This window comes from Cupriavidus sp. 05T313, assembly GCF_056396665.1.
In genome coordinates this window covers 1-23,568 of the sequence record NZ_JBFTLX010000213.1, presented here as the reverse complement: position 1 = coordinate 23,568, position 23,568 = coordinate 1, and the positions used below count along the sequence as shown (strand labels likewise).

Sequence of the window (23,568 nt, the reverse complement as noted above, 5' to 3'; positions counted from 1 at the left end):
AATACCGAGCCCGCGAGGGCCAGGCCGGCCAGCACCAGCAGCAGCGCCTGGCCAGGCGCCGCCATGCCCGCCCCGAGGATGGCCCAGGCTGCCAGTGGCAGCCACAAGGTCCAGGCAGGCAATTTATTGGAAGTCAATGACATCCGTTCTCCCTTTGTTGTGATTGGATGGTGGTCAATTGTGATGGGTGCTGCGCGTTCGCTGCGGACCGCCAGGCGGCTCGCAGCGAGGCTGCTGGCCGTTTTCCGGATTGCGTCCTATTGTGATTCAGCTTGGCCCGGTAGCAATCCGCCGATGTTGCGCGGCGGAAGTAAGGCAGCGGAAGGAGGGTTCGGTTCCCGATTATTGCGATAAATTGAGAGAAATTGTCCATTCATTTGATGGAATTAGCTGTTGATTCAGGAAGTTTGCCTTCTGGTGGAAGATTATTCCCGGCCGGCGGCAGTGAGCTCAGGTGACCATGCCTGCGGCACCAACGCTGCACCGAAGTATGCGGACGGGCACTTGCCGCCTCACCCCCGGCGCGGCGAAGGTTGCGCCACATTGCTTTTCGACCATGGAGAACACTCATGCAAAAGTACGGATCGGCTAAATGGCAGGGCGGCATCAAGGACGGCCTGGGCAGCATCTCGGCGGAGAGCGGAGTGCTCAAGGACGCGCCATACGGCTTCAAGGCCCGCTTCGAGGGAGGGCCGGGCACCAATCCCGAGGAACTCATCGGGGCGGCCCATGCCGGCTGTTTCTCCATGGCGCTGTCGCTGTTCCTGGGCGAAGCCAAGATGGTCGCCGAGAGCATCGCGACCAAGGCCACCGTCACCCTGGACAAGGATGATTCTGGCTTCACCATCACGGCCGTGCACCTGGACGTGAAGGTGCGCGTCCCCGGTGCCGACAAGGCCGCGGTCGAGAAGGCACTGCAAACGGCCAAGGCGGGCTGCCCGGTCTCGAAGCTGCTCAAGGCCGAGATCACCATGGACGCCACGGTAGAGACCTGAGCGGCGGTTCGCGCGGGCTGGCTTGCGTCCGTCACTCCGCCCTGGCAACAGGTCGGGCGTAGCCAGCCTGGCTACCTATAATGAAGATTCGCCGCTTCGCGCCGTAGTATCGGCGTGGCGCCGCGAGGGCGTTCGCCGGACGGAACGCCGTCTCCTATATCCAGACCTTCAAAGATAAGGCAGACATCATGTATAGCAGTGAAGCAGTCCTGACCCAGGCTCGGGCGGCCATCGCCCACGTGCCCTTTCACAGCCATGCCATCCATCCCACCATCCACCTGCGCCTGAGCGACGGCGCGCTGATTCTCGAAGGCGAAGTGCCCGATATTGTCGACAAGAGCCGCGTTGCCGCCTCGGTGCGCCGTGTCGACGGTGTGTCGGCGGTAATCGACCACCTGCGCGTGACCGACGGCGGTGCGGCGGTTGGCGACGGCGAACTGCGCAATGCGATCTGCGTGCGCCTGCTGCAGGCGATCGATTTCCGCAATTGCCGGATCTGCGCGCACACCAAGGGGCGCATCGAACCGGTGCGCGAGGCCGTTGGCGAGTCCAGCGGCGAGATCGAGATCGAAGTCGTCGACGGCGTCGTGACGCTGCGGGGGCACGTGATCAGCCTGTCGCACATGCGGCTGGCCGGCGTGCTGGCCTGGTGGTCGCGTGGCTGCCGCTGCGTGGTCAACGAACTGGTGGTGGCCCCGGCGGAAGCCGACCGCGACGACGAAGTCACGGAAGCGCTCAAGCTGGTCCTGGAGACAGACCAGTTCGTCGATGCCGACCGCATCCAGGTACGTACGGAGAACCGGGTGGTCACGCTTGAAGGCTACGCCACCACCGAAGCCGCGAAACGCCAGGCCGAGCGGGATGCCTGGTACGTGCATGGCGTGGAGGATGTCGTCAATCGCATCGTGCTGAGTAGTTGAACAGACGTTTGCAACCTGAAGCCCGGACGGTGGGGCCGCGCAAGGCTGGCGGCCCCCGCTCTGGTGCGCCCGATGCGCTCATGCGCTGCCGGCCGTGCGCGGCATGTCCTCCACGCGCCAGTAGCGCCGCTGCGAGCGCAGCGCGAAGCGCGCCCGATAGCTCGACAGCGACATCCCCGTAGCCCGCTGGAACAGCCGGCGGAACGCCGCCGCATCGCTGTAGCCGCAGGCTTCCGCCACGGCTTGCGAGCCGTGCAGCGTCACCTCCAGCAAGGTCTTGGCGCGCTCCACGCGCAGCCCGTGCAGATACTCCAGCGGCGTCATGCCGCTGACTTGCCGGAAATGCCGCAGCAAGGTGCGCTCGCTGGTGGCGGCCGCCTGCGCCACCAGGGCCAGCCGGTACGGCGCATCGACGTTGGCCTGCAGCCAGCGCATGGCGCGATAGACCGGGCTGTCGGCTGTCTTGCTGAGCCAGCGTTGCGACACCAGTTCCGGCGTGAGCTGCTGGCGCTCGGCCTGGTACAGCAGCATGCGCGAACAAGTCTGCGCGAGGTCCGGGTCATGCAGGTGGCCCAGCACGCGCAACATGAACTCCGTTTGCAGCGCCGGCGCGACGCAGCCGAACACGCGCTGATGCACGCTCATCGGTTCACTGGCGGAGAAATCGCAGCGGGGATAGCGCTTGGCCATCCAGCTCTGGAAGGTCCAGGGCGCGCCCATGCGCGCGCCATCGAGCAGGCCAAGTTCGGCGGCGAAGGCGATACCGCTTGCCCCGGCGGCAAGCCAGCCGCCCGCCTGCGCGTGGCGCTCCAGCAAGCGCAGCGCCTGGGTCGCGCCGCTGACGATTTCGCCCAGATGCGGGGCATTGCGCGCCAGCAGGCCCGGTATGACGACCAGCGCATTGCCATCGGCCGCGGCGCGCCGGCGCCGCCGCGCGGGCTCCAGGCCCAGGGCAGGCAGGGCGAGCGCGCGGCCCGACGGGCCGATCACGCTCCAGCTCAGGTCGCGGTCCGCATCCGGGCGTTGCAGCCTGGCCACCCCGGCCGCCGCGCGCAGCACGTCCAGCGCCCCGAACAGCATCCCCGGCATGGCCTCCGGCAGCCATAGCAGGCGCACGTGCAGCGGCACGGGGCGGCTCGCGCCGCTGGTGGCGGGATTGTCGGGGTTGTCGGATCCGGCGGGCGGCGCCGGGAGGGCGGAGGAGTCAGCGTCGGGCATGGCGGGATCGGCATTCCAATTGGCGGGATTGATCCTACCTTGCCGCGCGCGCAAGGGCTAGCATCGTCGCTCGGCGGGCAACCGCCTGACCACAATAACGATGCAAGCAACAGGAGACTTCATGCAGCCATCCCTGCGCCGACTTACCCAGACCGCTGTCGCCGCGCTCACGCTGGCCCTCGGTGCCGCCGGCAGCGCCCGCGCCGCCGATGCGCAACTGCTGGACGCGGCCCGCGCGGCCGAGCCCGCGCTGATCCAGTCGCTCAAGGACATGGTGTCGATCGAGTCCGGCAGCGCCAACGCGGCGGGCCTGGCGCAGATGGCCAGCTTCACCGAAGGCCGGCTCAAGGCGCTGGGCGCCAGCACCGAGCGCATCCCCGTCACCAAAGGCCCGGGCACCATGGTCAAGGGCACGTTCACCGGCACGGGCAAGCGCCGCATCATGCTGATCGCCCACATGGATACGGTTTACGGGCCGAACACGCTGGCGACGCAGCCCATCAGGCTGGATGGCAACCGCCTGTACGGTCCCGGCATCGCCGATGACAAGGGCGGCATCGCCGTGATCCTGCATTCGCTGGCGATTCTCAAGGCGGCCGGCTGGAAGGACTACGCCGAGCTGACGGTGCTGTTGAACCCGGATGAGGAAGTGGGCTCGCCCGGTTCCGGCGACACCATCGCCAGGCTGGCCGAACAGTATGACGTGGTGCTCTCCTGCGAGCCCTCGGCCGGCTCTGTGGTGATGAAAGGCCAACCCCTGCTGCTGGCTTCCGCCGGCGTCGCCACCGCCACGCTCGATGTCAAAGGCCGTGCGGCACATGCCGGCGCCGCGCCGGAGCTGGGCCGCAATGCGCTTTACGAACTGTCATACCAGATGCTCCAGACGCGCGACGTGGCCAAGGACGTGCCGGGCGCGGCGCTGGTCTGGACCCGCGCGAGCGCCAACGGCCCGCTGAACCAGATCACCGAGAAGGCCGAAGCCGTGGGCGATGTCCGACTGACCCAGCCCGGCGCGCTGGAGAAACTGCAGACGGCGCTCCAGGCCAAGCTTGGCTCCAGCAAGCTGGTTCCCGACACCGAAACCACGCTCAACCTCACGCCCGGCCATCCGCCGTACGTGGCCGACCAGCGCAGCCGCGCGCTGGCAGCGCGGGCGCAGGCCATCTACAAGGAGATCGACCGTGACCTGACGCTGGTGCCGCAGACCGGCGGCGGCACCGACGCGGGCTACGCCGCGCGCTCGGGCAAGCCCACGGTGCTGGAGAGCTTCGGCCTGGCGGGCTTCGGCTACCACGCGCGCGACGAGTACATCGAAATCGATTCGATCGTGCCGCGGCTCTACCTGATGTCGCGCATCCTGCAGGAGATCGGGCGCAACTGACGCGCGCCCGACGCGTACCTGCCGATGATTGGCGGCGGCGCGTTTGCGTTGCCGCCGCCAGCGCAAACTGGCAAGAACGAATCCACAAGTACAAACATCCTCAACGGGAGATTTCATGCATTCATCCTTGCGCCGGCTTACGCATGCCGCCATGGCCGTCCTTGCCCTCGCCACCGGCAGCGCCTGCGCCGCGGATGCCCGGTTGCTGGACGCGGCGYGCACCGCGGAGCCGTCGGTGATCCAGTCGCTCAAGGAGATGGTGTCGATCGAGTCCGGCAGCGCCAACGCGGCGGGACTGGCGCAGATGGCCAGCTATACCGAAGGCCGCCTGAAGGCGCTCGGCGCCGGCACCGAACGCATCGCCGTGACAAAAGGCCCCGGCACCATGGTCAAGGGCACGCTCACCGGCACGGGCAAGCGCCGCATCATGCTGATCGCCCACATGGACACGGTTTATCCGGCCAATACGCTGGCGACGCAGCCGATCAGGCAGGAAGGCAACCGCCTTTACGGCCCCGGCATCGCCGACGACAAGGGCGGCATCGCGGTGATCCTGCATTCGCTGGCCATCCTCAAGGCGGCCGGCTGGCAGGACTACGCGCAACTGACCGTCCTGTTCAACCCGGACGAGGAAGTGGGCTCGGTCGGTTCCGGCGAGACCATCGCCAGCCTGGCCGACCAGCATGACGTAGTGCTGTCGTTCGAGCCGACCGCCGCCAAGGCGGTGGCCAGTTGCAGCAGACGCGGGACGTGGCCAAATCGGTGCCGGGCACCCAGCTCAACTGGACCACCGCCCAGTCCGGCGAGGTACGCAACCAGATCCCCGAGCGTGCCACCGCCATCGGCGACGTGCGCATGACGGTCAAGGACGGCCCGGAGAAGCTGCAAGCCGCGCTGCAGAAGAAGGTCGAGGAGGGCAAGCTCGTCCCCGACACGCAGACCACGGTGACCATGGAAGCCGGCCGCCCGCCGTTTGTCGCCAACGCACGCGGCCGCGAACTGGCGCAGCGCGCGCAAGCCATCTACGCCGAACTCGACGGCCGCCAGCTGGCGCTGGCCGAAGGCACCGGCGGCGGCACCGACGCGGGCTTCGCCGGGCGTTCCGGCAAGGCCGTGGTGGTGGAGAGCTTTGGCCTCGCGGGCTTCGGCTACCACGCGCGCGACGAATACATCGAGATCGATTCGATCGTGCCGCGGTTGTACCTGCTGACGCGCATCCTTCAGGAGATCGGGCGCAACTGATCCCGTCCCGCAGGGCGTTCGGCGGGTTTGCAGGCAGGGTGGAAGTCCTGCCTGCAGCCTGCCCGCAGGGCAGGATCTCTTTCGTTAGGACGGGGCCGTCGCAACGCCACCATCCGCCGGGTCGGGCGCAGGTGGCCATGGTCGCTCAGTCCGGTCGGGCCGGCGGGTTGGTGGTCGAGAAGATGTAGCGGGCGAATCGCCACTGACCATCGGCTTCGCGACGCAGCAGGAACAATTCCTGGTTGGCTTCGGGCCCAGGCGGGACTGCATTGCCCAGCCGCGTCACCGTGCCGCGTGAGCGGGTACGAGCATAGGCCCACTCATCCGATAGCAGGCGGATCTCATCGATCTCGAAGCGCACATTGAGCTTGATCGAGTCGAAGACATGCCCATAAGCGCGTCGGACCGCCTCGCGGCCCACGGCCGGCGAACCGTTTTGCGGCATGAATACCGGGTCGCGGGCATAGAGCGACATGATCCGCTCGATGTCGGCACTGTTCAGCGCCTGCTCGTAACGAGCGAGCTGTCCGGATATGGCCGTACTCACTGCGGCTTCCGATGCCGGCGTGGCTCCCTGGGCAGCAGGCTGCAACAGCATGGACGCTGCAACCGCAGCCAACGGGACACGAAGTATGTTACGCATGATGCTGTCCTCGGAATCGGTCGCGACTAAAGTCGCACGACGAGCTTGCCGAGGGCCCGGTTGCTCTCCATCAGGCTGTGGGCCTGGCGGACTTCATCGAAATCGAACGTCCTGGCATGCGTCGATGGAATGAGACCTTTGGCGAGATCCTGCGCAATCCATGGCAGCGGCGATTCCGACAGCGGCAAAGCGGCAGTGCCCAGCAGGCCGCTCGGGAAAAAGTTGAGGCGCACCGCGGCGGGAAGGTCTTGCATCAGGTGAAACGACTCCAGGGCAGGCGGCCCCCCTAACAAGCCGATAACACTGACCGCCCCGAACGGCCGCAGGGTCTTGACCGTATCGCGCAGCGTCGTGGCGCCGACGACTTCCAGCGCCGCATCCACGCCTTCCGGTGCGATCTGGCGGACATCGGCTGCGATTTCGCCGGTGTCGACGACCACCTTGTCAGCGCCGGCTTCCCGCAGGCGCCCTGCATTCGTCTGCGAGCGGGTGGTGGCAATGACATTCAGGCCGAGCGCCTTGGCGTAGGTGAGCGCTGCAAGGCCGACGGACGACGTGGCGCCGCGTATCAGCAACGTTTGACCACGTTCGACAGCAAGGCTCTTCTCCAGCGCACCCCATGCGGTCAGATAGGCTTCGGGTAGGGCTGCAAGCTCCTCCCATGTCAGGGAGATGTTGTCCAGGGCAATGACATTGCTGCGCAACACGGCTATCTGTTCGGCGTAGCTGCCACCTCGCGTGAATTGCATGCCGCCCATGGCCGTGGCGACGCGCTGACCGGTGCGAAACACGCCCGCGGGATCGTCGACGATCTCGCCGACGGCTTCGATGCCTGGCACGCGTGGCGCGGTGATCGGCCCCATTTTCCCGGCCCGCAGATAGGCTTCGGCGCGATTCAAACCAAATGCGCGCACGCGGATCAAAACTTCGTCCGCCGCTGGCTCCGGGGATGCAATCTCACGCATTTGCAGGACTTCGGGGCCGCCTGCTTGTTCGATGACATAGGCTTTCATGGCTGGTCTCTCTTCAGTGGCGGGGTGAAGGGCTGGCAAGACGGGAATGCCGGATCTTTGACATGTGCGTAACTCCTGATTCAGTTGAAGATGCTGGCCAGGGGCCAGCGCCTGGAAGCAACTTTCGCCTATTCAATGTCGGAAGAAAACCGTTGATTTTGGTAACATTCCTCTCATTTTTGAGAGGTAAAGAATGGACCTCAATGCCGTGGAGATGTTTGTGGAAGTGGTGCAGGCGGGGAGTCTCTCCGCCGCTGCAAGTCGCATGGGCGTACCGCTGCCAACACTAAGCCGCCGGCTTCGGGAACTGGAGCGGCAATTGAACGTGCAGTTGTTGGAGCGTTCAGTGCGTGGAACCAGGCTCACGGACGCCGGGGCGCGCCTCTATGAGCACGCCAGTCGTGGCATCGAGGCCCTGCTGGAGGCGGAGCAGGCCGTCATGAGCGACCAGACACGCCTCAAGGGACGGCTGAGGTTATCGCTACCGCCGTCATTCGAACCCTGGTGGGACCTGCTTGCGGCATTTCAACGCCAGTGTCCCGATATCCGCCTGCATATTTTCACGACCGACCGGCGCGTCGATCTCGTCGAGGATGGCATCGACGTTGCGCTGCGCGTTGGGACAATTGCACACGAGACCATGGTCGCGCGGCGCGTCCTGTCCTATCGTCATGTCCTGGTCGCAAGTCCGGCCCTCGTCGAGCGTCTTGGCATGCCGGAGACGCCCGAGGCTTTGCATCGCTTTCCCTGCGCGGTATGGAACCAGGGCTCGAATGCTCCAACTGTCTGGCGCCTGGGTTCGTCCGAACATAGCCCCGCGGCGGTACTGTCCGCAAATGACTATGCGCACCTGCGCAGCCGGGCGCTTGCCGGTGAGGTCGTCACAGAACTGCCCCCGTTCATGGCTGCCAGCGCCATTCGGGAGAAGAACCTTGTGACCCTGCTGCCAGAACACCCCTTGCCTGTGCAGGAACTCAATTTGCTATATCCCTCGCATCGTCATCCGTCCGCAATCGTCAGGTCCTATCTGGACTTTTGCCAGGCGCAGTTGCCATCCTTCCTCTAGGTTCAGGCATCGGCACGTCCCACGGAGTACCAGTCGGCAGGACGAACAAAATGCTGTTGCGTAGCCCGGTTGTCCAATCTGGGTCGACCACCATTGGTCGATGTGACCGCGACCAGGGCATCGCCTCCTTCGCTTGCGCCGCGCAAGCTGGCCGGACGCAAATTGGCCGCGCATCAGGTCAGACGGATCTGCGGGCAGTGCCGAAGGCCTGCTCGCAACAAGCCAGCCAGGCCCGCGCGGCGCGCGACAAATAGCCTTCCCGCCAGACCAGCCCCAACTCCCACGTCAACTGCGGCGCAACCAACGGCCGGATCGCCACGCGTGCCGGATCCAGCTGGCCTGCTATCGGCGCCGGCAAGATTGCCACGCCCACATCGGCCGCCACCAGTTCCCCGATAAAGTCCCAATGCCGGCTCTGCCCCGCAATCTGCGGCGTAAAACCAGCAGCCTCGCATGCGTTCAGGATGACCCGGTAGAGCACAAAGTCATCTTCATACATCACAAAGGGCAGACCAGCCAGATCCGCCAGCCGGACCGGGCCGCCCTTGCGCGGCGCGCGCTCGCCGGGAAACACCGCGACCAGCGCCTGGCGTGTCACGGTCAGGCTGGCCAGGCCCGCCACGGCGGCGGGCAGCACCGTCACCCCCAGGTCCAGTTCGCCCGCGGCCACGCCTTCTTCCAGTGCGCGCCCGCCTTGCTCGCCCAGCCGCAGCTTCACGCCGGGGTACTGGCGGCGATAGGCACCGATTACCGGGGCAAGGTAACGCCCGGCCATGGGGGGAATGCCTACCTTCAGTTCGCCGCGCGCCATGCCGTCCACCTCGGCCACCTCCTGGCGCAGCCGCGCCACTTCGGCCAGCACCGCCTGGCTGCGCGCGAACACAACCTCGCCGGCGTCGGTCAACCGCACCGTGCGGCCTTCGCGCAGCAGCAGCGGGCCGCCCAGTTCGTCTTCCAGGCTCTTGACCATCTTGCTGATGGTGGGCTGGGTAACGTGCAGGGTTTCGGCGGCGCGGGTGAAGCCGTTCTGGCGGACGACTTCCACGAAGTAACGCAGGGCCCGGATATCCATGGTGCCTCCGATGGAATGTGCGATGCCGGATTTGCCATTCCGATCTGGCATCAATTCAATAATTTATATTCATTTTATATATCGAATGGCTCTCCGTACACTAGCGTCACTGCCACTTCGTCCCTGGCGCAATAGACTGACTCGAACCATGCAAAGCGCTGTCCCCTCCACCCCGGCCGCCGCCTCATCCGTACCGCCGCCGATGCCGGCCTTCGGCCGCCTGCGTGCGGGCGCGATCGGGCTCACCCAGGTGGCGGCGCTGTCGGCGCTGTGGTTGCTGGCCGACTGGCTGCGCGTGCGCCTCGGGCTGCCGTTACCGGCCGGTCTGCTCGGGCTGCTGGCGCTGGCGGCGCTGCTGTTCAGTGGCGCGGTGCGCGGCGGCTGGGTGCGGCGCGGCGCGGACTGGCTGCTGGGCGAGATGCTGCTGTTCTTTATCCCGGCGGTGCTGGCGGTGGTGCAGTATCGGGAGCTGGTCAGGCACCAGGGTTGGCGCATCTGCGCGGTGATCGCCCTGAGCACGCTGGCGGTGATGGTGGTGACGGCACTGGTGGTGGAGCAGGTGTACCGGCTGGAGCTAAGGCTGGCGCGCCGCGCGAGCAACGCCACCCGCAACGGGCAGCAGCGTCATGCATGACACCGCGCTGGCGGCGCTGAGCCTGGTGGCTACCGTTGCCTTCTATTACTTCAACAAGCGCCTCTATGCGCGCCGCGCCCGCCTGTGGCTGATGCCGCTGCTGGCTACACCCGTGGTGCTGATCGCGCTGGTGCTGGCTGCCCATATTCCCTATCGCGACTACATCGCGGACACGCGCTGGCTGATGTGGCTGCTCGGCCCGGCCACCATCGCTTTCGCGTTGCCGATCTACGATCACCGCAAGCTGGTGCGCCAGCACTGGCTGTCGATTTCGCTCGGCGTGCTGGCTGCGGTGCTGACCTCGGTGGTCAGTTCGGTCTGGCTGGCGCGCGGTTTCGGCTTGTCGGTGATGCTGCAGAAGGGCCTGGCGGTGCGTTCGGTGACGACGCCGTTCGCCGTGGATGCGGTGCGCGCGCTGGGCGGGCCGCCTGATCTAGCCGCGATCTTTGTCGTGATCACCGGGCTGACGGGCATGGCCATCGGCGAGGCCGTGCTGGCCTGCCTGCCTTCGGTACGCAGCCGGCTGGCGCAGGGCGCCATCTTTGGCGCCGCCGCGCACGGCGCCGGTACGGCCAAGGCGCGCCAGCTTGGCGAAGTGCAAGGCGTGGTGGCATCGCTGGTGATGATGATCGCCGGGCTGGTCAGCGTGTTGGCGGCACCGCTGATCCGCAGCGTGTTCTTTTGAGGCGGCTTTGCGTAGTACTGCGCGGTCGACGGAAATGCACGGGCGAAACCGCTGAGTAGTACTGCGTAGCCAGTCGCCTTGTGACCGCTTCGGGCACAAGGTTTTTAGCGGGGCGGCCAACGTCCCGCGCGAAATTGGCGCAGAATGCCGGACTTGCGCAATCGTGCCGGCGCGCCGCAAAGCGCTTTTCACATGCACGCGGCGTGCTGTCCTTTTCGCCGCGGCGTGCGCAACGTCCATCTCCGCCGGGCGCGCAAGCTTCGCCGATCTCTCTCGTCCTTCAATAACAACATCATGCGATTACCGCTACTCGCGCTGGCTGCCGCGGCCTTTGGCATTGGCACCACCGAATTCGTCATCATGGGGCTGTTGCCCGATGTCGCCGCCGATCTAGGCGTCTCCGCGCCGGCTGCCGGCATGCTGGTTTCCGGCTATGCCATCGGCGTGGCCGTGGGCGCGCCTATCCTCGCCATCCTCACCGCCAGGTGGCCGCGCAAGACCGCGCTGGTCGGGTTGATGGGCTTGTTCATCCTCGGCAATGCGTTGTGCGCGCTGGCGCCCAACTATGCACTGCTGATGGCCGCGCGCGTGGTCACGGCGTTCTGCCATGCCGCCTTTTTCGGCATTGGTGCGGTGGTGGCCGCCGAGCTGGTCCCGCGCGAGAAGCGCGCGCAGGCTGTCGCGCTGATGTTCACCGGCCTGACGGTGGCCAATGTGCTGGGCGTGCCGTTTGGCACCGCCTTCGGCCACCTGATGGGCTGGCGCTCCACGTTCTGGGCTGTCACCGTGATCGGCGTGGCCGCCGCCACGGCGCTGGTGGCATGGCTGCCAAAGGCCATTCCGATGCAGGCCGGCAGCATCCTGCGCGAATTCCGCTCGATCGGCGCGGCCCAGGTCCAGCTTGCGTTGCTGATCAGCACGCTGGCTTCGGTCAGCATGTTCACGGTGTTTACGTATATCGCCTACATCCTGCGCGACGTGACCGGCTTCACCGCGCAGCAGGAGAGCATGGTGCTGCTGCTGTTCGGCGCAGGCATCACCGTGGGCGGCCTGGCCGGCGGCAAGCTGGCCGACTGGAAGCTGATGCCGGCGCTTGCCAGCCTGCTGGCAGCGGTGGCGGTGGTGCAACTGGTGTTCTCGTGGACCAGCCATTTTCCGGTGCCGACGCTGTTCACGCTGTTTGTCTGGGGCATGGTGAGCTTTGCGGTGGTGCCCGCCACGCAGGTGCGCGTGCTCGACAAGGCCAAGGGCGCGCCCAACCTGGCTTCCACGCTGAACCAGGGCGCCTTCAACCTGGGCAACGCCACCGGCGCGTGGCTGGGCGGGTTGATGATCAGCGCGGGCCTGCCGCTGACACAACTGCCCTGGCTGGGTGCGGCGGTGGCCGCGCTGGCATTGCTGGCGGTTGGCGTGTCGGCCTCGCTGGACCGGGGCCGGCGGGTGGCGGCGTAAGGCCGCTGCAAGGCCATGTCTCGTTGTACGATACGCGGAACCCGCTGGCGGCCCGGATGTTGTCCGGCCCGCGGCGGCCCGGAACAGAGCGGCTCGGCGACCCCGGCATGGACTACGCACACATCCTCCAACGCATCCACCGCGACATCGCGCCCCTGCTGGGCCAAGGGCGGGTGGCGGACTACATCCCCGAACTGAGCAAGGTGCCCGCCACGCGTTTCGGCATGGCGCTGGTGTTTGCCGATGGCCGCAGCCATTGCGTGGGCGACGCCGCGGTGCCGTTTTCGATCCAGAGCATTTCCAAGCTGTTCGCCTGCACGCTGGCTTTCCAGTTGCTGGGGGAGGACCTGTGGCAGCGGGTAGGGCGAGAGCCTTCGGGCAATGCCTTTAACTCGCTGGTGCAGCTGGAGTACGAGCAAGGCAAGCCGCGCAACCCCTTTATCAACGCCGGCGCGCTGGTGGTGACGGACGTACTGTGCAGCCGCTTCGTCCAGGCGGAGACCGCGCTGGTGCAGTTCATCCGCCGGCTCAGCAATAACCCGGCCATCGACTACGACCCGAAGGTGGCGCAGTCCGAGCGCGAGCACGCGGACCGCAATCGCGCCATGGCTTACTTCATGAAGGATTTTGGCCGGCTGGATATGCCGGTGGACAAAGTCATTGACGCCTATTGCCGCCAGTGCGCCATTGCCATGACCTGCGAAGACCTGGCGCGCGCGGCGCTGTTCCTTGCGCACGGCGGCGTGGTGCCCTGGAGCGGCGAGCGCGTGCTCGGCGCCAGCCCTGCCAAGCGGCTTTCGGCCCTGATGCTCACCTGCGGCACCTACGATGCCGCGGGCGATTTTGTCTACCGGGTGGGTTTGCCGGCCAAGAGCGGCGTGGGCGGCGGCATCGTGGCGGTGCTGCCGGGGCGCTGGGCGGTGTGCGTGTGGTCGCCGGGGCTGGACCACAGCGGCAACTCGCTGGCGGGTGTGCAGGCGCTGGAGTGGCTGACTACGCTAAGCGGGCATTCGATTTTCTGAGCCCGGCGGGGCCTCAGTCCTGTGCGCGGCGGAACAGCGCCAGTCCGCCCGCCAGCGCCATCAGCGTGCCGCCGGATACGCGATTCAGCCAGCGCATGCCGTCGCCGTGGAAGGCGTGCACGATCCTGGCGCCAAGGGCCGCGTACACCAGCATGGCCAGCAGGTTCAGCAAGCATTGCGCGATCGTCAAAACGGCGTACTGTGGGAGCAAGGACGCGCTGGTGTCGATGAACTGCGGCAGGAACGCCGAAATAAACAGCAACGCCTTCGGGTTGGTGACGGCTACCAGGAAGCTGCGTGAAAACAACACATGTGCCCGGCCGCTATCCACGGCCGCCGCGAATTCCGCCGGTGCCGTGGCCGGTACATTGCCGGAGCGCAGCAGTTTCCATCCCACATAGGCCAGGTAGGCCGCGCCAAACCATTTGATCAACGCGAAGGCTATCTCGGATGCTGCGATTACTGCGCCAAGCCCGGCCGCAACGGTGGCGATCAGGATGATATCTGCAGCGATCGCGCCCGCCATGCCCCACGCTGCCTTGCGCACGCCATGCCGCGAGCCGTTATTCAGGGCGAGCAGGACGGTGGGGCCGGGCGTGGCGATGGTCACGGCGGAAGCAAAGAGAAACAGGAGCAGGGTGGCGAGTGTCATGGTCTGATCTGGCGTGCGGCAGGGCGGTGACATTGCCTGGCATCATAGAGCAGACATACCAACTTTTGATACGATGGCGGATAGATTCCAACGATAGCCCGCAGGCGTCATGGCGCTTGTGACGGGCACGATTCAACGAATGGCGTGCCCTTGGCGACGTTGCGATTCTCCAATAAGAATCGGAGACAGCGATGATCAAAGAGATTGCATGGAAGAAGCGGGTTTTTGAGACACATGAGGTACAGGTGCAGGTGCGGCCCAGAACGCCCAACGTCTGGGAGTACACGGTCCGGGTCTGCCGCCCCGGCACGAATATCCGGGCTGCAGGGACCTTGCTGGAGTCATCGAAGGTGACGGACCTGTTCCCGACGGCGGAGGCGGCCGAGACGGCTGGCTTTGCCCATGGCGCGGAGTTGGCCAAGCGGCTGCTGTAGGTTGCGGTTGAACGGCTTTACGGCATCGGCATCGTTCTGATGCATGTGGCGGTTGATCAAGGCAGGGGTGTGACTTTTTGTTGCGGCCAGTTTGGGCTGCGCCACCCCACGCTATACTTCGCACGTCGCTGCAACCACAGCGGCCGGGTTTGACAGCCCGAAAAGAAGGCGGACAGCCGCCACCAGGCGGCATTTTTATGTCCGTCGCGCCTTTGCACGCCCCTATGGGTGGGCCTGGGCGGGGGAGCCTTCGGGCTCGCCGGTTCCTTCTTTCCGGTCTGTCAACCTCGCCTTGCGCCCGCCCACCCCGATTGACAGCGGGGAACGGGGTTGAAATCGCTTAAGAAGGAGGCACTCCCATGCCCCAGTCTTCGCTCGCCCATTCCGGGCAACTCGCCTGTCCCAACGCTCCCGTCATCTGCCAGCGCCCGAGCGCGTCCCAACGGAGGGCGCACGATGTATGACTACCCGCGCTACAACATCACCGCCCAACGCGCAGGTCGCGACACGTTCCTGACCGCGCATGCCCCATCCGAAAGCCCGCTAAGCCTCGCCGCCGAGAAGACCGCGCAACTCAACGCGCTGTTGTCCGTAGCCATCGAGAACGCTGCCGGCGGCACCCTTTGCAACCTGACTGAAGAAACGCAGGGCCATTTGCTCTCGCTGGCGACCGTGCTCGCGCACGAGACGCTGGTGCTGAGCGAACTGGCCGCGTTGGATGAGCAGGGGGAGGGTGGCGAGGGGTGATGCCAGCGTGCTGCGGATCTGCTGGCGAGGAGCAGTCGAGGTAGCCGTAGTAGCAATCCGCTAGCGTATTTTCCTAGACGGTCACAACAAGTTCGGTGTAGCCGGCGAGGCGACCGTCAGAAGTCACCAGCCGGAGGGGCTCACTCATTGCTTGGGCAACCAAAAGCCGATCGAACGGGTCGCGGTGAATATCGGGAAGATCGCGCACCGCTGCGCCATGCACAGCCCGCACCGGCAGCTCCGAGAAACCGCTTGTTTCTATGGCTGACACCAACTGATTCACGTCGGCGTCCAGCTTGCCTAAACCGACTTTGATTGATGCCTCCCAGATGCTCGCACTGCTTACGAAGACGTGCTCGGCATTTGCAATCATCTCGCGAGCAGTCTTCGGGAGTCTGCGGTCATCTGTCACGACCCACAGGTAGATGTGCGTATCGAGCAGAAGGCGCATCAACGCCCCTCGAATGCAGCGATCACGTCATCGGGCAGCGGCGCGTCGAAGTCGTCCGCGATATGAACCTTTCCTTTCAACGTACCGAAGCGGCGCGTTGGTTTAACGCGCTCCATCGGGACCAGCCGGGCTGCGGGCTTCCCGGCCTTGGCGATAATAATCTCTTCGCCCCCGGCAGCGGCATCGACTAGCCGGGAGAAGTTCGTCTTGGCATCGTGGATATTAACGACCTGCATAAGTGCTCCTAGTGGACTAAGCCCATATTAGTCCACTAGGACAAGGTCGTCAATACTGGCCGGCCGGAACGTCAAGTCCGCGTAATCGACGCACCCCCATCGACCAGCGAAGCCGTGCCGGTCACGAAGGCCGAGTCATCCGACGCCAGGTACAACACCGACCGTGCCAGTTCCTCGGGCTTTGCCACGCGCTTGAGCGCGTGGAGGTTGGTGATGAAGCTCTGCGATTCCGCGGTGTCGTTCATCGTGCGGTACATTTCCGTATCCACCGCGCCCGGCAGGATCGCATTGACGCGCACCCCTTGCGGGCCGAACTCGGCCGCCAGCGCCTGCGTCAGCCCGATCAGGCCGGACTTGCTGGCTGCGTAGGCGGCCACCCCCGGAAAGGCGAAGGTGTAGCCGACGAAGGTGGATGTGAAGATTACCGAGCCGCCACCATTCCTGAGCATCTGCGCGATCTGGTGCTTGGCACCCAGGAAGGCGCCGGTCAGGTTGATGGCAATGGCGTCGCTCCAGCCCGTCTCGGACACTTCGGTGCTGGGGCCGCCTTCGCCCAGAGTGCCTGCATTGTTGAAGGCGATATCCAGCCGCCCGTAGCGCTCGACGGCCAGCGCTACCAGCGCCCGGGCATAGTCCTCCGAGCGTACGTCGCCGGCCAGCGCCGCCGCTTCGCCTCCGGCCGCGTGGATTTCCGAGACCAGTTGGTCCAGTTCGCTCGCGCGGCGCGCGCCAACCACAACCCTGGCGCCCTCGGCGGCGAACAACAGCGCCGTGGCGCGGCCGATGCCGGAACTGGCTCCGGTGACAATGGCGGTTTTTCCGGACAAGCGTCCCATTTCGATCTCCTGGTTTGCGCCTGGCGACAACGTCGCATGGGGGCGCATTGATACATAGGGGTTTTGCGTTTCGAATAATCAGCATAGTGAGTCGCGGCAACGCCGGATCACCTTTCGCTTTCGGTACCCAGTATGGTTCGCCGTGGCTGTTCGCGGTAGAGTGCGAATCACGGAACTGCTTTTCGGGAAAACCGGACAATGTTGAAACTTGAGGGCGTCGCCAGCTTCGTGGCCATCGCGGAGTCCGGGTCGATCAGCGAAGCGGCGCGCCGCCTGCAATTGTCGAAATCCGTTGTCAGCGAGCGGTTGGCCGATATCGAGCGGCAGCTGGGCACCACCCTGGTGCACCGGACTACCCGCAAGCTCAGCCTGACCGAAGACGGCCTGGCATTCCTGGCGCGGGCGGCACGCATCATGCGTGAGGTCGAGGAGGCCACCTCCGACATGGCCGAGCGGCGCGGCAGCCTGGCCGGCCCCTTGCGGATCTCCGCGCCGGTGACGTTTGGCCGCATGCATCTCGGCCCCGCGCTCTATCCCTTTCTTGCCAGGCACCCGAAGCTGGAACTGACGCTGGACCTGGATGACCGCCGCGTGGACGCGGCCGCCGAGGGCTACGATGCCGTGGTCAGGCACGGCGCGCTGGAGGATTCGCGGCTGGTGGCGTGGCAGCTTGCCCCGAGCCGGCGTGTCCTGGTTGCGTCGCCGGCCTATCTGGCACGGCAGGGCACGCCTCGCGCCATCGAGGACCTGCAGCAGCACCGTGGCATCTTCTACGTCAACCGGGGCGTGGCCGACTGGCGCCTCGCGGGCCCGGATGGCGCGCTGTCGGTTCGCACGCACGTTGCGTTGCGCGTCAATAACGGCGACATGATGCACGACGCCGCCCTGGCGGGCCTGGGCATCGCGTTGCTCCCAACGTTTATCGTCGGCGCAAGCATTCGTGCCAGGCGGTGGCGTGACTTTGCACCGTGTCTACCCGCGCTGCGGCTCGTAAAAAGGTTCATCGCCGATTTCCGGGGAAGGCTGCATGGATATTCAGGATGAAGTCAGTGTCGTCATTGGCATTGGCCCTGAGTGCATGGAGTGAGGATTGCCGTAGTTTGGTTGACACACCAAGTCGAAAATTTGATGCATTCGCAAGAACGACCCTGACGAAAAATCCCACGGCTGATGACTTGTTAATACATGTCAAGGCGCGTTTAAATGAATTTGGCTAGAGACAATAATCCCACCAGCGGGAGGCTGGCGTGCGAGTCATGCTTTAGCTTATTATTGGCGCTGCCTGAAAAGAAGCGAGGCCGCTCGCCAATTGGGCTGGCAGAAGCCGAATAGGCGGGGCGGGTAAACAAACGCAGCGACGCGTAGAAATACGGCAAGTATGGGAATCCATTTCAAGATCAGGAAGCTGCACTGGCATATTGCGTTGCTAATGGGCGGGTTCCTGTCCGCCGCGTCGTGCCTGGCGATGGACGCCGGCGAGCTCTACGAAAAACGCTCACCCAGCATCTGGCTGGTCAGCGTCTACAACGCGCAAGGCCAGCGCATCAAGTTGGGCAGCTCGGTGGTGATCGGGCAGGAAGAGCTGGTCACCAATTGCCACGTGCTGGCGCAGGGAAAGGCCATCTCCATCAAGCATGAGAACACGCTGCACGAGGCACGTCTTGTGCATGCCGACGTGGAGCGGGATCTGTGCATCCTCCGAGCCAAGGGCCTGGTTGCCCCGGCGGTCAAGATTGCGCCGGCTTCGACGCTGAAGGTCGGTCAGCGGGTATTTGCCATCGGCGCGCCGAGTGGGATGGAGTTGACACTGAGCGACGGCTTGGTGGCAGCGCTGAATCGGGACAGGGATGACAAGCTGTCGCGCATCCAGATCAGTGCCCCGATTTCCGGCGGATCTAGCGGTGGAGGGCTGTTCGATACCGAAGGTCGCTTGCTCGGCATACCTTACCTCACGATTCGCGAGGCGCAGAATCTTAACTTCGCCATTCCGGCGGAGTGGATCGCCGAGGTGCCAGCGCGAGCTAAAGTGGCCCTGGCGAAGTTCCGCGCCGAGAGCGCTGCCCCTCCTGCGCCGATCGTGGCGGCCAGCAGCCCCAGGGGCACAGCAAGACCCGCGGCCGAGCCGGGCCAGCGGTTGTCCGGGGATGATCTGAGCAGCCATTTTGCGAATCTGACGCGCATCGTCGCCATCTCGCCAAATGGCACACCGCTCGAGCTTGAATTCAAGCAGAACGGGGCTTTCGGCGTAACCAACATGCAGACGCGGGGCTATTCCGATGGCCGCTGGCGCATTATGCCGGAGAGCAACGAAGTCTGTTTCGACATGGGCAACCCCAGATTCATTGGAATGCAACATTGCTATCAGCTCGTCAGGTACGGGCAGACCTATACCATGCGCTCGGTTTCCGGCAGCTATTTCTTCACCTATTCGATGCAGGGATCCTGATCAATGCGTGGCACATCCCGTGGTTCGCTTGTCTCTATCCTGTTTTTCGCCACGCTGGTTGTCAGCGCCTGCGCGGCTCCTACCGTCGCGGTCACCAATCGCGCGATGGACTACCAGGGGCGGCCGGTCCGTCTATATGTGATTTCCAGCGCTGGCATGGGCTGGGGCCCGGAGTTCTCCGGTGCGTTTCGTTCCAAGTTCCAGCAGATTGCCAGGCAGTGCGGGACAAATACCAGCTTCGAAGAGGTCTCTGGCCTGGAACTGGACCAGAACGGACCATTAGCCAGGGCCAATGCGTTCGGTGCCGACACCATCCTKACGATCAGCCATGGCGGCGGCGTCGTCAGCGGTCAAGGCGGCGCGCGCCTTTCTGCCAGCTATGGCGCCACGCTCAGGGACGTCAAACAGAGCCGGGCCGTGTGGCGGGGAAATTTCTCCTTCAGCCGTGGCGGTACCGCGATCGCTATTGAAGAGCGGGGGGCGGTGCTGGCCATAGATATCACCAACAGCCTGAAAAAAGACGGCATTCTGCCCGGCTGCAGCCAGATCACGCTTGGCCAGAATGGCCGGCTGGACCCCGCCGCCGTCCCCAAGCCTGGGTCGGGCGCTCCCGGCCTGCCGGCCGCGCCGGTGTACTCTTCGCAAGCACCAAACGCGGCTCCCAGCTTGCGTGACTTGCAGGACTTGTTGCCTAAACAGTAAGGCGTGGTGCGGCTTCAGCGGAAAACCCTGAACTATGAAACCCCCCGCCGAACGATTTCTTCAACCGTTGCATCGACCGGTTGAATCCGCAGCCGGTTGCGGTCATATTCCCTGTGCGCACGCCTATTCAATTCAAATTTCCCCTCCATCCCCCTTCGGCCTAAAACTAACCCAAATTCCGGTCCCATTTGGCTGATCCATAAGGAGATCAGGATACGTCCGCACCATATCCGACAATGCCGCATGCCCAAATGCCTTGGGTGAAAATGCAGGATCAGTCCGTTTAAGATACTGTCCCAACGCCCCCAGTCCAACCCGTCCATCAGGCGTGCCCCCGGCCAGTAGTGCGACCGCATTGATCACGGCCTTCGGACGGCGCTTTACAGATGGTTTAGGCGCAACAGCAATCTTCGGCTTGGCAGGATCTACCGGTTCGCCTGCCGGCTCGGGCGGAACCCATTCGAAAAACTGGTCGCTGGCATTGCGAAGCGCGTCGGGTGTCTTTGCTTCTCCCACGATATGCACCGTAGCACCACGCTCCCTCAGCTTCCGGCACAGGTATGCAAAGTCCGAATCGCTGGTGACCAGGCAGAAAGTATCGGCGCGGGAATCGAACATGGCTTCCATCGCGTCGAGTGCCAAGGCAATGTCGGCTGTATTCTTCCCGGCTGCATACTGGTATTGCAGGCAAGGCGTGAAGGCCAGACGCACGAGCGCATCCTGCCATTTGTTTGCCAGCGTGGCGTGGTTGCCATAGCCCCTGCGCAGCACTACGCGGCCAAACTGCGCGACTACGCGCAGGGCATGTTCGAGAATCTCAGGCGTCGTATTGTCGCAATCCACCAGCACCGCGACACGCACTTCCCCCGTGGTTACTTGATTCGCCATTTATCTCTCTCACTTTTCGTCTCGCTCACCAGCCAGCCTGAAGGCGGAAGCAGCATGTTTTTTCCTGGGCGGAAGGGAGCATGTTTTGGCCGAAAGCCGGTCTTCGGCCTGGTAATTTCCGCACCCATGGCAGCAGGAATAGGATTTTCGGTCGCCAGGCTCCGCTCAGCGGCGGCTCCAAAGCGGGGTGCCAAGGACAATATCTGAGAATTGGTGTTGGGCGTCCTTTCTGGTGCCTTGCGCAAGGTTGCGCCTAGCGCTGTTGAGCGATACCGCCAGGAGTCACAGCGACAGTATCTGGAGGCAGTGCGAGGCTAGTCACCGAAACATAGTCCCCAAGAATGACCGTGAAATCCACGTCCTTGGATGTATACCGCTTGATAGGAATCCCCGCCGACGCCAGCACCTGATCCTTCTGCGCATCACGCTTGCGCGCCTTGGCCGACCCATGAGAAGCCCCATCAAGCTCAATGACATACAGCGGCCGCATTGTCTTACGTTCGCAGACAAGATAGTCCACGTACTTTTGCGAAAACATATTCCGTGCAGCCTGCGCCTTGCCCTTATGCTGAACAAAGGCCGACATGGACACCTGGGGAAAGACATGTGCGTTTCTCAGCGCCATAACGAGCCTGTCATATAACTCAATCTCATCATTACGCATGAATGGCGCTCTTCGGGCAAACAGATATCCCGAAGTTGCTGTGGCAGGGGCACCACCCCGCTTCACCTTGAGTAGTGCGAGAAGAAACAGCCCGACCGCGAACAGCACGGCAACAGCGAACAGCGCTTTCATTTGACCCCCGGATTTTTTCTTATTCGGGAGATATTAACTCAGGAAGCTGGCAATGCCGCTATGGCCTGGGTGCAAGCGGAGGCCCGCTCCTGCCCGAACTCAGCCGTCGGACCGATCCCTGAACTAGACCGTTACCCCGGCCGTCCCGGCTCTCCCGTCCCGCAATGCGGCGAAGACAAGAAAAACTGGTCCGCCCGAAAAGACTTCCTATATTAGTTAGGCTCCGCGCGCGAGGCGAACTTCACCCCGCTTCCCGCGAGCGCACATGGCGCGCAATCCGGAACACTGATCCCGGCGAGGCTGCCTCGCCTGAAACCTGCTGTCCCCGGAGAACATCATGACGAATCCCAGGCTCGAAGTACTGACCCCACAGAACTGCCAGCTGATCTTCATCGATCACCTGCCGCAGATGGCATTCGGGGTGCAGGAGCGTTGCCATGCATCAGCCTTCCAGGCCCGAACTGATCCTGATGAACGGGCGGTTCACGACACTCGAGTCCCCGCATGCCGAGGGCCTGCTGACCATCCGGCTGGCCTACAACCTTTTCATGCAGAAGCCCAGGAACCGCCGGCCATGCCGGACTGGGCGCCGGTGCGCGCATTAGGCGGCTACCAGCCGCGGCGCGGCGCGTTCGGCTGCCCCTGCCGGGCGTTCTGAGCGAGGGCCATCGTTGCGTTGCCCACTCGTTTCGCTACGCCGGCGGTGCGCCGCCTGACATGACTGGCGGTGTGGCACGCAACACTACCAAGGAGGAAAGTCATGAAGCTCTATCTGGTTTCGCTGGGCGCGGGAATCCTGGTTGGCATCATCTATGCGCTGTTGCAGGTCCGCTCGCCAGCTCCGCCCGCCATTGCCCTGGTCGGCTTGCTTGGCATGCTGATCGGGGAGCAGGTCGTGCCGACCGCCAGGCGCATCATGGCCGGGGAACCGATCACCGTGGCGTGGTTCCGTCCCGAGTGCATCCCGAAGATCAGCGGTGCGCCCCCTGAGTCTCCGAAAGCAGTGACTGCGGCGGCGCCCACCGCGGGAGAGAAGGACGGCACGTGATCCGGGCGACGCGGCATTTTGATTTGCATCAGCGAAGAACAATGCCGGGGTTGTGATCCCATGCGCCGCTGCTAGAATGAATTTCCCTTTTCAGCATGCAGGAGCGCAGTCATGGCGACATACCAGCGCGGCGATCTTTTTATCGTCACTTCTGTCGAGGAACTGCCATGGGGGCGTTACCGGGGCTTTGTGACATTCACGGCGGGCGTACAGCCGGCGGCCTCCTCGCGGCACACCTGCGCGAAATGCTGGGACAATCCGCTGCAGGCGCATGAGGACGCCGATGCCGAGGTCGAGTACGCCTACAGGCACTATCTGTCCGATCACACCGACTGGAGCTCCAGGGCCGGCAGTACCGAGCATTGACCGGCGCATCCCCTTGCCCGCTTGCGTGACTTGCCAGGCTTACTTGAAGTTGTCGCGCCAGTAGGTTTCGATCTGCTTGACCAGTCCGGGTGGCAGCGCCACATAGTGCTCGGCAGCGGCGTCGGCCTGCCCGTCGTTGAGTGCCCATTTGAAGAAGGCAAGCGCACCCTGTGCGCTTGCCTGATCCTTGGGGACTTTTGGCATGATCACGAACACGGCGCCGGCAATGGGCCACGCCTGCGTGCCGGGCGCGTCCGTGATGACCTGGTAGAAATCCGTTTGCTGGGTCCAGTTCACGGATGCCACCGCCGCGCTGAAACTCTCACGTGAAGGGCTGACGTACGCGCCGTCTCTGTTTTGCATTACTGCGTAAGGCAGTTTGCGTTGCAGGGCGTAAGTCAGTTCGACATAGCCAATCGCCCCTTTGACATTCTTGATATAAGTGGCCACACCGTCGTTGCCGTTGGCCCCGACGCCGGTGGGCCATTTGACCACCGTGCCGGCACCCACGGCGTTCTTCCATTCGCCGCTGACCTTGGACGCCGTTGGCCCCGACGCCGGTGGGCCATTTGACCACCGTGCCGGCACCCACGGCGTTCTTCCATTCGCCGCTGACCTTGGAC

General features: G+C 64.4%; 26 protein-coding genes and 2 pseudogenes. 17 read left to right on the top strand and 11 right to left on the bottom strand.

Annotated features, from left to right (window positions below):
- Positions 1 to 569 precede the first annotated feature (569 nt).
- Positions 570 to 995, top strand: a complete 426-nt coding sequence (locus AC1DKD_RS31850) for an OsmC family protein (RefSeq protein ID WP_441628731.1) — start codon at positions 570 to 572, stop codon at positions 993 to 995.
- 188 nt (positions 996 to 1,183) lie between these two features.
- A complete protein-coding gene (locus AC1DKD_RS31845; protein ID WP_441628733.1) occupies positions 1,184 to 1,915 on the top strand; it encodes a BON domain-containing protein in 732 nt (243 codons plus the stop codon).
- 78 nt (positions 1,916 to 1,993) lie between these two features.
- Here AC1DKD_RS31845 and AC1DKD_RS31840 read toward each other — a convergent pair whose 3' ends face one another.
- Entirely contained in the window at positions 1,994 to 3,004 is a 1,011-nt protein-coding gene (locus tag AC1DKD_RS31840; protein ID WP_441628844.1) for a GlxA family transcriptional regulator, read from the bottom strand.
- 250 nt (positions 3,005 to 3,254) lie between these two features.
- Here AC1DKD_RS31840 and AC1DKD_RS31835 point away from each other — a divergent pair, with 250 nt between their 5' ends.
- Together AC1DKD_RS31835 and AC1DKD_RS31830 are read left to right on the top strand one after the other, a co-directional pair.
- The gene (locus AC1DKD_RS31835; protein WP_441628735.1) at positions 3,255 to 4,514 is read left to right on the top strand and encodes a glutamate carboxypeptidase; all 1,260 of its coding nucleotides are present in this window, start codon (positions 3,255 to 3,257) and stop codon (positions 4,512 to 4,514) included.
- A 115-nt stretch (positions 4,515 to 4,629) separates the two neighbouring features.
- Positions 4,630 to 5,756: pseudogene (locus tag AC1DKD_RS31830) on the top strand (M20/M25/M40 family metallo-hydrolase).
- Positions 5,757 to 5,901: 145 nt separating this feature from the next.
- Here the strand turns inward: AC1DKD_RS31830 and AC1DKD_RS31825 are convergent.
- Positions 5,902 to 6,399 (bottom strand): YybH family protein, encoded by a 498-nt coding sequence (locus AC1DKD_RS31825; protein WP_441628739.1) that lies wholly within the window; start codon positions 6,397 to 6,399, stop codon positions 5,902 to 5,904.
- 26 nt (positions 6,400 to 6,425) lie between these two features.
- Entirely contained in the window at positions 6,426 to 7,412 is a 987-nt protein-coding gene (locus AC1DKD_RS31820) for a zinc-binding dehydrogenase (RefSeq protein WP_477111215.1), read from the bottom strand.
- Positions 7,413 to 7,605: 193 nt separating this feature from the next.
- Here AC1DKD_RS31820 and AC1DKD_RS31815 point away from each other — a divergent pair, with 193 nt between their 5' ends.
- Entirely contained in the window at positions 7,606 to 8,478 is an 873-nt protein-coding gene (locus tag AC1DKD_RS31815; RefSeq protein ID WP_276289875.1) for a LysR family transcriptional regulator, read from the top strand.
- Positions 8,479 to 8,656: 178 nt separating this feature from the next.
- On the opposite strand, the gene AC1DKD_RS31810 is transcribed toward AC1DKD_RS31815, so the two are convergent.
- Entirely contained in the window at positions 8,657 to 9,550 is an 894-nt protein-coding gene (locus tag AC1DKD_RS31810; protein WP_441628743.1) for a LysR family transcriptional regulator, read from the bottom strand.
- A 148-nt stretch (positions 9,551 to 9,698) separates the two neighbouring features.
- Between AC1DKD_RS31810 and AC1DKD_RS31805 the strand changes: the two genes are divergently transcribed.
- The 4 genes from AC1DKD_RS31805 to AC1DKD_RS31790 all read left to right on the top strand — a co-directional run bounded on the left by AC1DKD_RS31805 (position 9,699) and on the right by AC1DKD_RS31790 (position 13,343).
- Entirely contained in the window at positions 9,699 to 10,184 is a 486-nt protein-coding gene (locus AC1DKD_RS31805) for a CidA/LrgA family protein (protein ID WP_441628745.1), read from the top strand.
- On the top strand, positions 10,177 to 10,869 hold the full coding sequence (locus AC1DKD_RS31800; protein WP_441628747.1) for an LrgB family protein: 693 nt from the start codon (positions 10,177 to 10,179) through the stop codon (positions 10,867 to 10,869). Before AC1DKD_RS31805 ends, AC1DKD_RS31800 begins: the two co-directional genes overlap by 8 nt.
- A 294-nt stretch (positions 10,870 to 11,163) precedes the next feature.
- Complete coding sequence (locus tag AC1DKD_RS31795; protein WP_035859996.1) at positions 11,164 to 12,321, top strand: MFS transporter; 1,158 nt, start codon at positions 11,164 to 11,166, stop codon at positions 12,319 to 12,321.
- Between the two features lie 107 nt (positions 12,322 to 12,428).
- Complete coding sequence (locus tag AC1DKD_RS31790; protein ID WP_035859907.1) at positions 12,429 to 13,343, top strand: glutaminase; 915 nt, start codon at positions 12,429 to 12,431, stop codon at positions 13,341 to 13,343.
- 13 nt (positions 13,344 to 13,356) lie between these two features.
- Here AC1DKD_RS31790 and AC1DKD_RS31785 read toward each other — a convergent pair whose 3' ends face one another.
- Positions 13,357 to 13,995 (bottom strand): LysE family translocator, encoded by a 639-nt coding sequence (locus AC1DKD_RS31785; protein WP_441628752.1) that lies wholly within the window; start codon positions 13,993 to 13,995, stop codon positions 13,357 to 13,359.
- A gap of 191 nt (positions 13,996 to 14,186) precedes the next feature.
- On the opposite strand from AC1DKD_RS31785, the gene AC1DKD_RS31780 reads away from it, so the two are divergent.
- Positions 14,187 to 14,429, top strand: coding sequence for a hypothetical protein (locus tag AC1DKD_RS31780; RefSeq protein ID WP_441628754.1), 243 nt, complete (start codon positions 14,187 to 14,189; stop codon positions 14,427 to 14,429).
- Positions 14,430 to 14,885: 456 nt separating this feature from the next.
- Positions 14,886 to 15,176 (top strand): hypothetical protein, encoded by a 291-nt coding sequence (locus AC1DKD_RS31775; protein WP_441628756.1) that lies wholly within the window; start codon positions 14,886 to 14,888, stop codon positions 15,174 to 15,176.
- Positions 15,177 to 15,249: 73 nt separating this feature from the next.
- Here the strand turns inward: AC1DKD_RS31775 and AC1DKD_RS31770 are convergent, their stop codons facing one another.
- From AC1DKD_RS31770 to AC1DKD_RS31760, 3 genes are all read right to left on the bottom strand, one after another.
- Positions 15,250 to 15,627 carry a type II toxin-antitoxin system VapC family toxin gene (locus tag AC1DKD_RS31770; RefSeq protein WP_441628758.1) on the bottom strand — a complete coding sequence of 126 codons (378 nt, stop codon included), beginning with the start codon at positions 15,625 to 15,627 and terminating at the stop codon, positions 15,250 to 15,252.
- Positions 15,627 to 15,863: a type II toxin-antitoxin system Phd/YefM family antitoxin gene (locus AC1DKD_RS31765; protein ID WP_441628760.1), complete on the bottom strand. Its 237-nt coding sequence runs from the start codon at positions 15,861 to 15,863 to the stop codon at positions 15,627 to 15,629. Before AC1DKD_RS31765 ends, AC1DKD_RS31770 begins: the two co-directional genes overlap by 1 nt.
- 71 nt (positions 15,864 to 15,934) lie before the next feature.
- Positions 15,935 to 16,699: an SDR family oxidoreductase gene (locus tag AC1DKD_RS31760; protein ID WP_045240158.1), complete on the bottom strand. Its 765-nt coding sequence runs from the start codon at positions 16,697 to 16,699 to the stop codon at positions 15,935 to 15,937.
- 198 nt (positions 16,700 to 16,897) lie between these two features.
- Between AC1DKD_RS31760 and AC1DKD_RS31755 the strand changes: the two genes are divergently transcribed.
- The 3 genes from AC1DKD_RS31755 to AC1DKD_RS31745 all read left to right on the top strand — a co-directional run bounded on the left by AC1DKD_RS31755 (position 16,898) and on the right by AC1DKD_RS31745 (position 19,847).
- Entirely contained in the window at positions 16,898 to 17,743 is an 846-nt protein-coding gene (locus AC1DKD_RS31755; RefSeq protein WP_477144140.1) for a LysR family transcriptional regulator, read from the top strand.
- A 334-nt stretch (positions 17,744 to 18,077) separates the two neighbouring features.
- Positions 18,078 to 19,145 carry a S1C family serine protease gene (locus AC1DKD_RS31750; RefSeq protein WP_441628764.1) on the top strand — a complete coding sequence of 356 codons (1,068 nt, stop codon included), beginning with the start codon at positions 18,078 to 18,080 and terminating at the stop codon, positions 19,143 to 19,145.
- Between the two features lie 3 nt (positions 19,146 to 19,148).
- Positions 19,149 to 19,847 (top strand): hypothetical protein, encoded by a 699-nt coding sequence (locus AC1DKD_RS31745; protein ID WP_441628766.1) that lies wholly within the window; start codon positions 19,149 to 19,151, stop codon positions 19,845 to 19,847.
- A 132-nt stretch (positions 19,848 to 19,979) separates the two neighbouring features.
- On the opposite strand, the gene AC1DKD_RS31740 is transcribed toward AC1DKD_RS31745, so the two are convergent.
- Positions 19,980 to 20,735: an NYN domain-containing protein gene (locus tag AC1DKD_RS31740; protein ID WP_441628768.1), complete on the bottom strand. Its 756-nt coding sequence runs from the start codon at positions 20,733 to 20,735 to the stop codon at positions 19,980 to 19,982.
- A gap of 253 nt (positions 20,736 to 20,988) precedes the next feature.
- Positions 20,989 to 21,531 (bottom strand): DUF2726 domain-containing protein, encoded by a 543-nt coding sequence (locus tag AC1DKD_RS31735; RefSeq protein ID WP_441628770.1) that lies wholly within the window; start codon positions 21,529 to 21,531, stop codon positions 20,989 to 20,991.
- 337 nt (positions 21,532 to 21,868) lie between these two features.
- Between AC1DKD_RS31735 and AC1DKD_RS31730 the strand changes: the two are divergent.
- The 3 genes and pseudogenes from AC1DKD_RS31730 to AC1DKD_RS31720 all read left to right on the top strand — a co-directional run.
- Positions 21,869 to 21,958 (top strand): annotated as a pseudogene (locus AC1DKD_RS31730) (hydrolase); the annotation flags it as partial.
- A gap of 333 nt (positions 21,959 to 22,291) precedes the next feature.
- Positions 22,292 to 22,579 (top strand): XapX domain-containing protein, encoded by a 288-nt coding sequence (locus AC1DKD_RS31725; RefSeq protein WP_477144139.1) that lies wholly within the window; start codon positions 22,292 to 22,294, stop codon positions 22,577 to 22,579.
- Between the two features lie 111 nt (positions 22,580 to 22,690).
- A complete protein-coding gene (locus AC1DKD_RS31720; RefSeq protein WP_441628774.1) occupies positions 22,691 to 22,945 on the top strand; it encodes a hypothetical protein in 255 nt (84 codons plus the stop codon).
- A 39-nt stretch (positions 22,946 to 22,984) separates the two neighbouring features.
- Here AC1DKD_RS31720 and AC1DKD_RS31715 read toward each other — a convergent pair.
- The coding region (locus tag AC1DKD_RS31715; protein WP_477144138.1) for a substrate-binding domain-containing protein at positions 22,985 to 23,568 on the bottom strand (584 nt) is incomplete at its 5' end.